This is a genomic window from Bacteroides sp. RTP31139st1_H2_RTP31139_211217, from assembly GCF_040227615.1.
GTDB classification, from domain to species: domain Bacteria; phylum Bacteroidota; class Bacteroidia; order Bacteroidales; family Bacteroidaceae; genus Bacteroides; species Bacteroides uniformis.
In genome coordinates, this window is record NZ_JBCNZM010000085.1 from 6,074 (window position 1) to 20,149 (window position 14,076).

General features: G+C 50.3%; 11 protein-coding genes. All 11 read right to left on the bottom strand.

What is annotated here, in order from left to right; genetic code table 11:
• On the bottom strand, nucleotides 1-671 hold a 671-nt coding region (locus tag ABUA47_RS14420; RefSeq protein WP_349831719.1), incomplete at its 3' end, for an AraC family transcriptional regulator.
• A 209-nt stretch (nucleotides 672-880) separates the two neighbouring features.
• A complete protein-coding gene (locus tag ABUA47_RS14425) occupies nucleotides 881-1,705 on the bottom strand; it encodes a sirohydrochlorin cobaltochelatase (RefSeq protein WP_005829379.1) in 825 nt (274 codons plus the stop codon).
• A 34-nt stretch (nucleotides 1,706-1,739) separates the two neighbouring features.
• Entirely contained in the window at nucleotides 1,740-3,809 is a 2,070-nt protein-coding gene (locus tag ABUA47_RS14430) for a TonB-dependent receptor plug domain-containing protein (RefSeq protein ID WP_034525790.1), read from the bottom strand.
• 115 nt (nucleotides 3,810-3,924) lie between these two features.
• Nucleotides 3,925-4,257: a DUF2149 domain-containing protein gene (locus ABUA47_RS14435; RefSeq protein WP_005829376.1), complete on the bottom strand. Its 333-nt coding sequence runs from the start codon at nucleotides 4,255-4,257 to the stop codon at nucleotides 3,925-3,927.
• Between the two features lie 21 nt (nucleotides 4,258-4,278).
• On the bottom strand, nucleotides 4,279-4,884 hold the full coding sequence (locus ABUA47_RS14440; protein ID WP_005829373.1) for a MotA/TolQ/ExbB proton channel family protein: 606 nt from the start codon (nucleotides 4,882-4,884) through the stop codon (nucleotides 4,279-4,281).
• Between the two features lie 33 nt (nucleotides 4,885-4,917).
• Nucleotides 4,918-5,475, bottom strand: coding sequence for a hypothetical protein (locus tag ABUA47_RS14445; protein ID WP_005829371.1), 558 nt, complete (start codon nucleotides 5,473-5,475; stop codon nucleotides 4,918-4,920).
• A gap of 12 nt (nucleotides 5,476-5,487) precedes the next feature.
• Entirely contained in the window at nucleotides 5,488-9,402 is a 3,915-nt protein-coding gene (locus tag ABUA47_RS14450) for a cobaltochelatase subunit CobN (protein ID WP_035448410.1), read from the bottom strand.
• A gap of 15 nt (nucleotides 9,403-9,417) precedes the next feature.
• The gene (locus ABUA47_RS14455; RefSeq protein ID WP_005836677.1) at nucleotides 9,418-10,932 is read right to left on the bottom strand and encodes a PepSY domain-containing protein; all 1,515 of its coding nucleotides are present in this window, start codon (nucleotides 10,930-10,932) and stop codon (nucleotides 9,418-9,420) included.
• A 69-nt stretch (nucleotides 10,933-11,001) separates the two neighbouring features.
• A complete protein-coding gene (locus ABUA47_RS14460; RefSeq protein ID WP_035448412.1) occupies nucleotides 11,002-11,949 on the bottom strand; it encodes a sirohydrochlorin cobaltochelatase in 948 nt (315 codons plus the stop codon).
• 17 nt (nucleotides 11,950-11,966) lie between these two features.
• Complete coding sequence (locus tag ABUA47_RS14465; protein WP_005829365.1) at nucleotides 11,967-13,271, bottom strand: hypothetical protein; 1,305 nt, start codon at nucleotides 13,269-13,271, stop codon at nucleotides 11,967-11,969.
• Between the two features lie 21 nt (nucleotides 13,272-13,292).
• Nucleotides 13,293-14,076, bottom strand: a 784-nt coding sequence (locus ABUA47_RS14470) for a TonB-dependent receptor domain-containing protein (RefSeq protein WP_349831717.1), incomplete at its 5' end; no start/stop codon positions are given.

Consider the following 14,076-nt stretch of genomic DNA (forward strand, 5'->3'; position numbering starts at 1 on the left):
AGGAACACTTTGTCTGCGAAGTATTTCACGGAAGGCAGTCCTTCGGTCTGCGGTTTGTCGCTTTGGAAATAGTCGTCTATCAGTGCTTCGAATTTCATCAGGATGTCCTTGTTGGCTGCCGAGCGGGTGATGAACTGGCGTTCGTAGAAACGCATGCAGTAGTCCAGCAGCAGCTCGATGTTGCGCGCAATCAGACCCTTGCTGTGCTTATCGATGGGGCGTTGGATTTCCATCTTAATCTTCTTCAGACAGTCGAGGAAGATTTCTTTCTCGTCTTCGGACAAATGCAGTGCCTCGGTAGAGGAATAGGAAAAGAAGGAATACTGCTTTATTCCCTGTCCCAGCGAGGTGCCTTTTATCAAGTCGGGGTGGAACAGCAGGCCGGAGGCGCTGGGCTGCATACCTTCCAGCATGTTGACCTCGGTCACCTGGCCCGGGGCGAAGCTGGTTACCGTGCCTTCCTGGTAATCGTAATACTGTTTTCCATAGCGTATGTCTCCGCATTTGGTGTTTTTGAGGAAAAGGGCGTATACGCCATAGTTCAAGGTGAAATGCCTGGGATATCCGGTGGCTTCGGACAAATCGACTACGCTGACCAGCGGATGCAGGGTTTCGAGACCGAACATCTTGTTGTATTGGTCTACAGCATTGAGCTTGATTACTTCTTCCATAAACGTTCCTGTTAGTTTTGTACAAATGTAGAGAATAATCCGGAAAGTTCCATATTGCAGGAGGAGGAATCCGTAATATGGTTACAAATGTCCGTAATCTGTGTACATTGAAAAGAGCTACACCCTTTGTCCGGAATGGTGTAGCCATCCGGAGCAAAGGGTGTAGCCTTGGTATGTAAAAGGTGTAACCCTTTTACGCTTGCTGGTTATCAATCTTTTAGCATGGCTTTGATGTGTTCCATATAGAGCTGGCGGATGGCTTTGTTTTCGCCCAGTCCCTGCATGCGTACATTCACTTGATAGCCTTGCTTTTCAAGTTCCGTCTTCCACACGCCGGCAATGTCTTCCTTGGTATGGTTGCCGCATACCAACAGCAACGGAACCAATGTCACGCTCTTGGGGCGTGTCTCTTTCAGTTGCAGCAGGGTTGCGTCCAGGGTAGGATATCCTTCAATGGTGCTGACGTGGAAGTTCTTCAGTCCATGGGCTTTCATCATGAAGTCGAGCATGGCGTAAGTAGCCGTGCTGGGTAGCTGGTTGCCGTGCCCCACATAGACAATGTCTTCTTTCTTTCGCAGCTGTTCGGCGGTCAGTATACCGATTACCTTCTCGCAGTCTTCGACGGAGTAGAGCAGGGGATTTCCCACTTTTATCTCCTTGAAGAAGGGACGGAGCTTGTCTGCATCCCTGCGGACGGAGGTCATCTCACTGCCTTCTATCAAGGTGGTGCTCTGGACGTAGATGGTCCGGTAGCCTTCGGCGCGAAGTTTCAGCAGTGCATCCGTAGGGCTGTCTTTGTACACACCCTCCTTGGCAAGTCTTTTTCGTACAATCGGCGAGATGTATGCTTCGCGCACTGTAAACTGCGGAAAGGCTTCTTGTGCCTCACGGGTCACGACGTCGAGCGTCAAGGCACGTGTCTGAGGGTCCGAACTGCCATAATGGGTGATGAGCAGAGCCGCCTTCTCCTCTTGTTGTGCGGAGGAGAAGAGGCTGATGCCGAGTAAATAGAGAGTGATGAAAAAATGTTTCATAATTGTTGTTGTTTCTAAATGCGTTATGGAGAGATTATTTTAGTCTGAGTGCCAGGCTGATTACTACCGAACGTCCCGGAGAATACAAGGCGAAGTTCTTGTTCAGCGGGCGGTTGTCTTTCTTGTTGAAGATATTGTCTATGCCGATGCCCGGTTCGATGACAAAGTTGCGGAAGCCGTCGAAGGTATGGCGGGTATTGAGGTTCCAGATGCCGTAACCCGGAGCATTGCCGTCCGCGTCACCCGGATAATAGACTTTGCTTTGCAGACGACCGTTCAGGTTGAGGTTCAAGGTATAGTCGCTCCAGCTGTGTGTATAGTTTCCGGTGATGGTGGCTGTATGGCGTATGCTGCGCTCGATGTTTTGCCATTCGCCTCCTTCGTTCAGACCGCGTCCATAGGCGTAGGTATAGTTTCCGGTCAGGGTGAAGCCCGGGAATAGATTGCCGTTCAAGTTCACTTCAAAGCCTTTGACGGTAGCTTTCTCGAAATTGAAGTAGTTCTTGACACTTAGGTTTTTCGTGGATGAAAGGTCACCGATTTCGGGGAACTCTTCACGCAACTGGTTCTGCTCTGCTTCCGGTAGGTCATCGAATTTAGTGGATTTGGAAGTTACCATGTTCTTTACATAGTTCAGGTAACCGGTGACGGAAGCACTGAAACGGTTGGTGCGGTATTCCATGTTGATGGAGTAATAGTTGCTGCGTTCGGGGTCGAGGTTCTCGTCACCCAATGAGATGGTGGCTCGTGTACCCATTGTCTTCTTGAACATGTGGTAGTAGAGCTCGTCAATTCCCGGAGCGCGGAATCCGGCAGCATAGGTGGCACGTACATTGAAGTTGCCTATGTTGTACATGGCTGCCACTTTGGGGGTGAAGCGTCCGCCCGTCTGTTCGTGATGGTCGTAGCGTACACCCACAACACCGGTCAGATGGTTCCATAGCTTCACTTCATGCTGGCCGTAGGCTGATGTCGTATAGACACTTTTGTCCAAATCGGAGTCGGGACGGCGGAGCACTTCACGGCGATAGTCTACACCGAACACCGTAGTGCTGTTGGTTGTAAAACCGAAGATACCTTTCAACTCGGCATCATGGAATTTCTGAAGCTTGGTAAGCGCATACTGTCCGGGCAGGTATCCGCTGTTTTCTATCAGGTATTTGTAGCGTGATGCGTAATTGTTTCCTGAATAGTCGAACTGGATAACGTTGCGTTTACTCAGTTTGTATTTGGCGCCTGCCCCCCAGTTGTAACCTTCGTAGGTAGTGTTGTACTTGCTTCCGCCGGTGATGTCTTCGCGTTCTACCGGACGTTCGAGTCCGCGGTTATAGTATCCGCCGTTGGCATAGAAGGAAAGCTGGTCCGTAGCATCATAGGTAAACTTCTGCGAAAAGTTATTCGAGCTGTAGCCCAGGGAGAGCGGGGCAATCGTTTCGATGATGTCTTCTCCATCTTCTGTCAGATGGCTGTTTTGCCAACCGTCGGAGTGGTCGTATTTATAGGAAGTATAGGACCCTATTTTTCCTTGGGCGATGTCCAGATTCAAGCCTTGGGAGAATTGATTCTTTCTCGTATAGCTGCTATTGCTGCTGAAGGCTACCACATCTTTAGGTTCGTTGGTAATGATATTGATTACACCGCCGATGGCATCCGAACCATAAAGGGAAGAAGCGGCTCCGTTCAGCACCTCGATGCGCTTGACGCGGGTCATATCTATTTGGTTGAGGTCGATGTTACCGGTGATGTCTCCCGTGACCTTGCGTCCGTTCACCAATATCAGTACGTGTTTGTTGGAGAGTCCGTTCATCATCAGATAGGACCCCATCGCGTTCGGACGGAAGGAGAGCGAGGGTACCATCATGGTCAAGGCCTGCTGGAAGTCGGTGATACCGGCACGCTTTATCTCGTTGGCAGTGATAACCGATACGGGAGACGGGGTATTCTTCAGTCGCTGATGTGTACCTGTACCCGTTACTACCACCGGGTTCAACTCGTGAGTTTTCTTGGTCATATCGTCGCTGTCACCTTTTTCTGCTTGTGCATAGGCACCGGTGGCGATGATTCCTCCCATAAGGAGAGCTGTGAGAAGTCTTTTCTTTATCATATATTGTTTTATTTTATATAACGCTGCAAATGTACATACCATTATCGGAGGGTGAAATACTTAATAGTTGTTATACTGCGATGGCCAAATAGCTATTAATAGGTACTGTATTCCCTTATTCCGGCACATAGATAATCTCTCCATTTTCAAGCTGATAGGCAACTCCCACTTTCTTTCCTCTTTTACCGGAGGTCTTTTGGTCTTCGCTGGGAGTGTATTTCTTGATTTCCTGCCCTTCTTTGGTAATGATTTCCATATTTTCCTTTCCGGGATTCTTCACCATGGTGAAGTCTTCTTTAGAAAACATCTCCGTCATATTGAAGCGGGAGACGAGAGCCACCATCAAGGCTACGGCAAAGACCATCGCTACGTCAAAAAGATTGGCTACCGTACCCATGGGGTCGGAGTCCGAATCGCTGTGCAGTAATCTGTTTCTCTTACTCTTCATAGTTTTCGTATCGTTAGTCCGTTATTCCTTTTCGGCCGTTTGGCGGCTTATCACTTTGTACAGATATTCCAAGTCGTTCATTTCGCGGGCATACCAGCGTTGTTTCACTTGCAGGGTAATGACGCCGACAGCAGCAATGACCAGCCCTACCACTGTAGTGGCAAAAGCCACCTGCATATTGTAGGCCATGGAGGAGATGTCTCCTTGTGCCAGCCCCACCAGTGCGGGACCCATCGGGATGAGGGTACCCATCAGTCCCAACATGGGACCCAGTTTGATGAATGTACGCGAACGTCCCAACTCCTTCTCGGCTTCCATTTCATAGTTGGCAAGCAGGTGTTCGCAGTAGGCAGCGTCGTCCCGGTGTGCGGACAATTTGGACAAGTTGCGGAGGAGAGGGGAGTTGCCTGCCGATGGGAGTTGCTGCAGCAGTCCGTCTATATTCTCTGGGGTGATGTTCTCCAGTGTTTCAGTGAATTGCTTCTGTAATTTCATCCGCTGGTAGAACTCGCCGAAGAAACCTCCCGCAAGGATAATGGCACGTAGAAAGAATAGCAGCAGCAGGACTACGACGGGAACCAGCAGCCCGTTTGAAATCCAGAACAGTGTGTTTGAGATTGTTTCCATATATCTTTTTAGTTTTTAATTCTTTAATTTATTTCAATAGCCCGTAGCAATGATGCTCAATATAACAATGAAAATATTAACAATGAACAGTACTTCCAAGCGCAGCGGCTTGTCACCGATAGCATATCGCAGCAAATGGCTACCGGCACCGACTGCAAAGAAAGTAACACCGGCTGCTATCCATGAGAGACTGCCGAAATCTATTCCGGGAAAAGTGAAAAGCAGCAGTGCCAGGACATAGCATATTACTCCGCCTATCAGTATGCCGGGGTATAACTTCAGGAAGAGGGTGACCGCTTGTTTGAAGGCCGTGTTGCGGGTACGCATTTTTGCGAAACAGTCGAAACAGAAAGTTATCATTATGGCGGCTTCCAGAGTGACACATACCGACAAGTTCAACATCTGTGGACGGGAGGCAAAGAAAGCTGCCACCACGGTCTTGGACTGTTCCGTCATCCATGGAGTCACCAGCCACGCAAAAAAGGCACAGCCTGCGGCAACCGTCCACATTCCCCAGCGTGGATAGAACCCCACCTTTAATAGAAAATTGAGGGCGATGAATAGGGCTAACAGATGAATGACGTATTCCATAATACTCTGTTTCTATTTATTCTTTTTTCTTTTCTTCAACAGTACGACCAGTCCGATGAAGGTGATGACGACAAGACTGCCTGCAATCACTCCGTTCACCCTGTTCTTACGTACCGTTTGTTCGGAAGTCAGTTTGTGTTCTTTCAGTACGACATCCTTGCCATCGGTTGCGGATGCTTCGTGTACCTCCTTCATGTTCTGGGTATAGGTCTGCTTCTCGCTATTATCCAACTGGTCGGCAACGAACGACTGTAGCTTGTCATTGTCGCAAACGAATTCGGTACAAGCGGCACCTTTTTCGCGTGTGATTTGTGCATGCAGGGAAGCAGTGGTTTTCAGTTGCTCATCAGATGCTTTCCAGTAACCTTTGCGGGCGCTTTCCAGCATGACGGCTGTCATAGCCTGGAATGCGGCGGGATTGACGCGGAGGAAGTACTCGTGAATGCCCAGCTTATTCTCATCCTTTATATACATTCTATACAAGTCATTGAACAGTTCTTTGTCCATGGCCGACGGACGCATGACGTGCCAGCCGAAGATGTTGCGGAAGATTTCGCCGAACATCTGCGCCGAACCTTCCCCGCCTTTCATCCGCTCTTGTATAAAGGTAGGGTTCAAGATGGTGGAACGTGTCTCTACGGCAATGGCCTCTTTGGCATCCTGCATGCGGCGGTTGGTCCGGTTGCGGTAGTCTGCCATATAGGCATCCGGTTCCTTGCCGGTCACGGTTTTGACGGTGAGCGAGAGTCCACCCGTAAATTCATATACATGATCCAGGGAGATGGGCCCCCATGTGTTACTTTGACGGGGCTGGATGACAACATCCGTTTCGGACAGTGCCGAGGCAAACAAACCTTCCTGGACGTCTCCCCAATTTCCGTCGTCCCCATAAGAGGCACCCATATTGTTGAGGTATCCTTCGGCTATCTCCTTTTCGCTTTCCCACGAGCCGCTGTGCTCGGTATAGGCCATCATACCGGTACTGTATCCGCTGTTGATCGGTCCGAATACACGCATCACAGACATTTCACGGGCACGTTTGGGGGAAGCCCCTTTTTCTACCAGTAATTTTTCCTGCAACAGTGTACCCGATGCCACATAGTTGGGATAGGTCTCATCTCCGGCTTCCGATGCCAGACGTATAGCATCGGTCAGTAACTTCAAGCGGGAACCGGCTATGTCGCGTAGCTGTCCGGACACTTGTACCAGCACATTGATGCGCGGACGCCCCAGTTCTTCACTGGGCACCAGTTTCAGGTCAACCACTCTGCCTTGGGCGTCGCGTACGGGTTCTACTCCCAGCATCCAGAATACCTGGGCCAGCGTAGCTCCTTCCGTATTGATGAATTCGCCTGCCCAGAAGGTATAGCTTACTTTCCGGGGATATTCGCCGTGCTTGCTGATGTACTGTTTTAAAGTCGCTTCTGCCAATCGCTTTCCATCTTCCCAAGCCCTTGGGTTGGGAGTATTCTCGGCGTTGATGCTGTACATGTTGCGTCCGGTGGGCAGAACGTTCGGGTTCAGTACGGGGTCACCTCCCGGCGCAGGGAATACGGTTCCTCCGCTGAGTGCACGCACCATGGCATTCTGTTCGTTGACGGGGGAGGCAAGCAACTGTTCGCGATAGAGTAGGGCGGGGCGAAGCTCCGGTGCTACAGATGCAGTATCCTTGGGTGGATTCTGGAGTAAGGCGGTCAGTCTTTTCCTGGCGGCAGGCAAGTAGTGGTGGGCTATATAGGTGAAGTCTTGCAACTGCTCTGTGGTGATTTTGCCTTTATCGCGGTCCTTGCGGGCCGTTTCGTATGCCAGCGGGTCGGCAGCGACGGCGAGAGTGGTGGTCAGCAGGTCGCGGTCAGAATAAGGCTCGTTCATGGTGTAGTACGCACCCAGTATCTTTTCGTTGGCTATCTCTTCGGTGAAGGCATCCAGACGTTCCAACTCCTCGGCTGTATAGGGTTCGCCGGATATGGAATCCAGATTGAGGTCGCGGTGCAGCCCCAGGCGCATGGCCTCTTTTTTGATGTTCATTCCCAGAGCCCGGTGTTTGGCAGTCCCTTCGTCCAGCACTTTGTGAATATCTTCCAGCAAGGCCGAATAGCGTTGGCGCATACCGCTCTCCACGTAGGGCGGAGTGAGATGGGTGACCAGTACGGCATGTGTTCGGCGTTTGGCAATGATACCCTCGCCTACGTTTCCGGTGGTATAGAAGTAGAAGTGGGGGAGGTTACCAATCAGTACATCCGACCAGTCGGCCTGCGACTGTGCCACATTCTTTCCGGGCGTGTATTCCAAGTTGCCGTGGGTGCCGAAGTGAATCACTGCATCTGCCTTGAATCCTTTTTGCATATACAGATAAGGAGCCAGGTAGCTGTGGGGCGGCGCTACCGGCATTCCATGCACCAGTTTGAACTCATCATCTCCCAATGCCGGGCGGGGCTGGGGGAAGAGTAGGATATTGCCGAATTGCAGGCAGGTAATGGCAATACTGTCCTCTGTTACCAGCAGATTGCCGGGCGCATCTCCATATCTGTCTGTCACTTCCTGATATTTCTCGGGAAGGAGTACTTCGTGTGCCCATTGTTCGTATTGCTCGGTAGAAAGCCATATCGGGTGTGCCGTTTTCAAAAACTGTTCTTGTGCTCCTTTGGCATACGAACCCATGACGGCACCGTCACGATGTATCCGCTTGCCGAACTCCTCTACAGTAGCAGGCAGTCCACTGACGTCGTACCCTTCCGAACGCAGGCGTTTCAAGAAGTTATAGAGTGAAGGAATCACTTCCATACCGCTTGCCAGCAGGGCGTCTTTTCCCGGAGTCTTGAAGTAACAGATAGCAACGCGCTTTTCTTTGTTGGACATGTCTCTCAAGGACATGTACTTGGTAATATGGTCCACTACGGCATCTATCCGTTCATTTTCAGCGGTGTACAGATAGTATCCTTGTTTGTTTTCGTTTTGGGTAGCGATGCAGAGGGGTAGCATGCCTCCATCTATCTCAGGCACCACTACACGGGCGGTCAGTGTGCCACCGCTGACGGGGGTATCCGGGTCCAGCCATTCCTCGTGGGGCTGAATCAGCGGGAAGGGCATGAATAAAGGAATGTTTTCCTGGTGCAGCCAGTTGATGAGTGAGTCATTGCCCAGCCGTCCCATAGGCAGGTAGACTACTGCATCGGGATGGAGGGTACGTATCATATCGGCACGCGGTTGACCTCCGGCTGTGAAAGGATAGACATTGAAGCCTGCTTGTGTCAAGCACGTGATGAGGGAATCTACGTGGGCACGGTTTCCTTCCATCGGAAAGTTGAGTCCGGAAATCAGGGCAAGGTTGCGTCCGTCCTCATGGTAGAGATTTTTTTCTTTCAGATAGGCGGTCACCTCTTGCGGAGTACTGAAGTAGCGGCCGTATTCGCGGTGGTAGAACATGTTCTCCAGCAATGGGATGGGAGGCTCGTAATCCTGGTGTCCCCACCGGTGGGGAGTGGCGATGTGGCGCAGGTAGAGTAAGGCATTCCGGTAGTTGTGCTTGTTGCCGTTCTTGAGATACTCCCGTAGCGTATGCTGTTGTTCATTGGTAACATTGTGATTGAGGGAGAGGGTGAAATTTCGTAACGTATTCGTAAAGACTGGTACTCCGCTGGCACCCACCCGTTCCACTTCGGCAATCTGGCCGTCGTCAAGGTATAGCCCTCTGCTGTACATCACGATGGCATCATAGCCGGAAAGGTCCTTCACCTCTTCTTTTTTTATGCAGGTGACTTCTATCCGGGCGCAGTCATTGTTCAGGGCAATGTCGGCAGCTTGTGCCAGGGTTGCGTTGATAATAAGTATACGTGTAGGAGCAAGCCAGTACTGATAGGCCGCAAAGCTGCAGACAATCAATAGGGCTATGCTGCCGAGGAATATTCCAAGTCTTTTCTTATTCATACAAGTTTATTCTCGTTAATAGCGTTTTTGTCTTTTACAACATTTTCTTCTTATATAATTCACACTTAACGCCACACCCGTGATGCAAACGGCTGTACCTCCAAGCAGCAATACCCAAAGCACAGTCTTGCGCAGGGTGGCATTGGAGTTCAGACCGGGCAGACGCATGCGGTGCAGGGCTGTATAGCTCCAGTATTTCCAGCGGGAGGAGGTGTCTACATGGCGGATGATTCCCGTTTCCGGGTGAATGTAATAGACGCTCCGGTCCGGGTCGTCCACCGTTATCTTCCAGACGGGAAGCTGGGGTCGTCCGCGATACATATTGCTCATGTCGCGATAGTAGGTCTCGAAATGTTCGAGCCGGGAGATACGTATGCCGGGGATATGTTGTGAAGAATCACGCTGGGAGGTATAAATGCTTTCCACGCCTTTCAGGATTTCTTCTTCGGAGAGTTGTAACGGACGCGGCAGGCTGTCGGCGGCATCGATGTAATACTCGTTTTTTCTATCTTTTACGATGTAGTAGGGATGTTCGCGGAAGTTGCGCCACTCTATCTGCAAAGCTTGGGGATAGGCAGCTATGACACGGCGGTAGTCCAAGGGGTAATCCTCCGGTTGTGGGGCACGGGCATGGAGCGTGCGTGTGGCGCTGCCTTTCTTCAGTGCCGGTTTATGAATCCATTCGGGAATGTCTGCCAGAGACATCATGCCGCTGAAGGTGAAGGTCAGTACGAAGATGCCGAAAAAGATTCCGCTGACGTAGTGCCAGTGATACCATCTTTTTCGGTAGGGGGAGAACTTGGGATGGCGGCTTCGGTGCGTCTTACGCCATACATCCACAGTTACCCAAATGCCGGCAATGACCATGAGACAACCCAGAGCTGTGAGCCAGATGACGGTCTTAGTCCAAAGGACGGTGTCCTGCCGCAGCCAGGTGAAGTATACCCAGTGGGGAATGGCACCCAGCCATGCCCAGAAGCGTTCGCTTCTGTTGGAGAACTGCAAGGCCTCACCGTTTTGTGAACTCAGATAGAGCTGTGTCCCGGCATCGTCGGCAAAGTATATTTTATAAATGGGCATTTCCTTTTTCAGTTCAGCGAAGGGAATCCATTGGTCCAGAGAGTGGAGGGTGTCGATACGGGTAATGGGAGAAGAACACCACAAAGCTGCTGTCCGGTGCAGGTGTTCACTGTCCAGAGAGGGTCGTGAGATGGTGGAATCGGCAAGGAAATGAAGCGTGCCTTTTGTGGTACTAAAGCTGAACTCGGGGTGTCCGGCATTGAGGTTCAGTATCGTAGACCTGACCTTTACGCCACGGGGCAGGCGGGCTGTGACGGAGGAGATGTCCGGAAGTGAGTCTCCGGTTTGGGAGAGCATATCCAGCTTTTGCATTTTCTCTTTGGCGCTGACACGGGGAAAGCGGTGGTACATCATCACGAAGGCGGAGAGGAACCACATGAGAAATAGGATACAGAGCAAAGTGCCCAGTATCCTATGAATAGAGTACATCAGTTTGGTGATAACATTCATTGTCGTTCGCGTTTTTCCTGCAAAAGTACAAGATGATTCAAGAACACTAAATACCCACTAATGGGTATATTATTCTGTGTCTTTTCCGGTAGCATAGGCCGCCTTCTTCGTCATGATGTCCAGCATGCGGTGCTTCAGTCCGAAACGGATATGGTCAATGAATATTTCTTGAATTTCCGGAATTTGTCCCAGTCCTTCCAGTTGTGCACTGACGGTGAAGCCTTCTTTCTCGAGCATCTCCTTCCACTCTCCGGCAATGTCGTTTTTGGCATGGTCTCCGGCAACAAACATGAAGGGTATGAGGGTCACACGTTTGGCTTTCCCGGCTTTCAGTTGTGCCAGCATGGTGTCAAAGGTTGGATAACCTTCGATGGTGCCCACATGGAAATTGGTCAGTCCGCCTGCTTTCAGCATATAGTCCATCTGACTGTAGATGGCGGTACTGGGGGTATAGGTGCCGTGGCCCACAAGGACGAAGTGTTCTTTGGTAGCTTTCTTGCTTTGTGCCGGGGCGTTGTAGCGGTTCCCCAGAATACTTGCCACTTTCTCTGCATCTTCGATAGAGTAGAGCAGGGGAGTACCTACACGTATTTCCTTGAAGAAGGGTAGTGCGTTTTCCACATCCCGGCGGAGGGATTCCATTTCTACTCCGTCAATGATGTTGGTACTCTGTACGATGAGGTGTGTGTAACCTTCGCTGCGCAGTTTCAGCATGGCATCCAGTGGAGTCAGCTTCGTGATGCCGCGCTCTTTCAAGCGGCGGATGATGATGCGCGACGTATAGGCTTCTTGGAACTTCAACTCCGGGAAGGCGGCTTGTGCCTTGGCGTTGATGGCATCAATGGTGAGGGCGCGGGTATCGTCGTGCGTAGTGCCGAAGTGCACCATGAGCAGGGCGGCTTTGTCGCCGGGTTTCATACTTGCAAGCATATCGCTGTGCTCGTAGTTGCCTCCCCCGTGCGCATGGCAGAGGAGGAGGAAATTACAAAGGAATAAAAAGACAAACAAATTCTTCATAAATACTGATGCTTGTTTTAATCGTTCTCTATGACACGTATCATATCGAAGTAGAAGCGTCCGTCCACTTCGGCTCCTTTCTCTACATTACCGGTCTTGATGTCATAGATGTAGATAACGGCGTTGGCATCTTCTTCAGTGTTTACACCAATGTATGCTTTGTTGTTGAAGATGACAGAACGCTGTGAGAAGCGACCGCCGCTGTAACCGATTTCCTTGCCATCATAGCTTAAGCGTGTCTTGGTTCCGGTGGTAAGATCGAGGATGGCGTAGTAGTGAGAGTAAGCGTCGATGCCGGGTTGCTTATCTGCAGCGGGTCTATCGGCATTGTCATTACGTGCATACACTAAGGCTTTGTTCCCTTCCAGATATTGAATGGTCAGCAATTTGCCGTCGGCATTGGGATAGCCGTTGTAGGAAGCGTCGAATTCTGTTTCGCCTTTGTTGATACGTAGCAGGATGCCTTTGAAAAAAGCGTTATCTTCTTCGTGGAAACAAGCTAGGTAGAGATTGTCTGCTTCGTCGTACATTACGCAGTTTTGCATCAGTTCTCCGTAAGCGCTTCCTGCCATTTCGCATTCGATGGGAGAGAGTACATCTTTTTCTACTTCCATGGTAGAGGGGTTGATAATGGCTGTATGGAAGTTAGGCTCTTGCTGGTCTATATTCGTCAAACCGTCTGTCTCTTTCCAATAGTAGAAGTAGTACAATCTGTTGTCTGATTTGCGGTAGGTGAGGATACCGGAGCTTGTCAGTTTGAGCCAGTTGGTGGGGGCTGGTATGTTGAGTTCACCTTCAGCAAGGATAGTCAAGTCCTCTGCGTTCAGTTTCGTATAAAGAATCTTGTCCTTCTTACCATTGGTAGACATGATGACGAGTGTGTTGTCATCAATCCAGGCATGTGTGTAGGAACGTACCTTATAGCTGTTGGCCTTGAAAGGACGTTCTGCAATAACCTGAACTGCATTGTTCTTGATTTGATATTTTACGAAACGGTCGTTGGTTGCGGGTATTTGGTAGTAATATTTTCCTTTTGAGATAGTCTCCATGGAATAATCTCCCAGTTCCGAACCTTCTCTTTTCACAGTGATGACACCCTGCTCTGTGGCCAATGAGTTGACGCTATGGACAATAGTGGTATTCTTGCTACTCATCCCACCGTGTTTGTCTACGGTGACAAATAGGTCGAAGTGATAGTTATCCTCATTGACTTCCGGGTCGGGATTAGGATTAGGTTCCGGGTCATCATCGGAACACGCTGTGAATGACAGTGCCATCATGGCAGCCATAAAGGCAATCAGTGTAAATTTGAATTTTCTCATTTTGAATGAATTATTAAATGATTAGTTAATGAATAGTCTGAATTTAGCAAAAAAAGCACGTCCGGGCTTCTGCAGCTTGTAGTTGTCATAGGCTGTCTTGTCGAGGAAGTTGGTACACTCCAAAGCCAGATTATAGCGTCCGCGTCTCCATGAGTAAGTGATGTCGGCATTACAGATGTGCTGGGCGGGAATGCGTGCCTTGTTATCATATGCGCCGTAAGCTTCCCAGGTCAGGAAGTACCAGTGTACCCACTGATAGGTACAACCCAGGCGCAATCTGCTTTCGGGCAGGGCAATGTTGCGGAAGGTATAATAAGCCTCTACGCTACCGAATAGCCACGGGCGGTTGGGCACACGGTTGTTATAGGTGGCAGAGGGCTTTCCGTCACCCTTGTACTTCTGCTGGTCGCGAGTGTCCTGGTAGCTGACGTTTGTGGCGAGTTGCAGTCTGCCTTGCCAGTCGTAGCGCATTTCCCCTTCCGCACCTTTTACATGGACAGCCGGGACGTTGGTATATTGCATTGTACCCTCTTTCTCGGCAATGCTGGTCTGAATGTAGTTGTCTACCTTACGGAAAAATCCGCTCATCTCATAATAGAATGTATGTCCATTGCCCGGGTGCCATGTGCCGAACAGAGAGGCATTGAAGTTGTTGCTGTTTTCCGGTTTCAGTGCCACGTTGGCATAGATGGTGGTACCGTTTCCCAACAGCTCGCGGGCGATGGGCAGTCTTACGCTATGCTCGTAGGATACTTTGATGGATAAAGGTTCCACGATGATATACCGGAGTCCGGCACCGTAACCC

Excerpts from the sequence above, each read along its gene's own strand:
- ABUA47_RS14465 (WP_005829365.1), bottom strand. The coding sequence starts at position 13,271 with ATGAGAAAATTCAAATTTACACTGATTGCCTTTATGGCTGCCATGATG.
- ABUA47_RS14430 (WP_034525790.1), bottom strand. The coding sequence starts at position 3,809 with ATGATAAAGAAAAGACTTCTCACAGCTCTCCTTATGGGAGGAATCATC.
- ABUA47_RS14460 (WP_035448412.1), bottom strand. The coding sequence starts at position 11,949 with ATGAAGAATTTGTTTGTCTTTTTATTCCTTTGTAATTTCCTCCTCCTC.
- ABUA47_RS14440 (WP_005829373.1), bottom strand. The coding sequence starts at position 4,884 with ATGGAAACAATCTCAAACACACTGTTCTGGATTTCAAACGGGCTGCTG.
- ABUA47_RS14455 (WP_005836677.1), bottom strand. The coding sequence starts at position 10,932 with ATGAATGTTATCACCAAACTGATGTACTCTATTCATAGGATACTGGGC.
- ABUA47_RS14425 (WP_005829379.1), bottom strand. The coding sequence starts at position 1,705 with ATGAAACATTTTTTCATCACTCTCTATTTACTCGGCATCAGCCTCTTC.
- ABUA47_RS14435 (WP_005829376.1), bottom strand. The coding sequence starts at position 4,257 with ATGAAGAGTAAGAGAAACAGATTACTGCACAGCGATTCGGACTCCGAC.
- ABUA47_RS14450 (WP_035448410.1), bottom strand. The coding sequence starts at position 9,402 with ATGAATAAGAAAAGACTTGGAATATTCCTCGGCAGCATAGCCCTATTG.
- ABUA47_RS14445 (WP_005829371.1), bottom strand. The coding sequence starts at position 5,475 with ATGGAATACGTCATTCATCTGTTAGCCCTATTCATCGCCCTCAATTTT.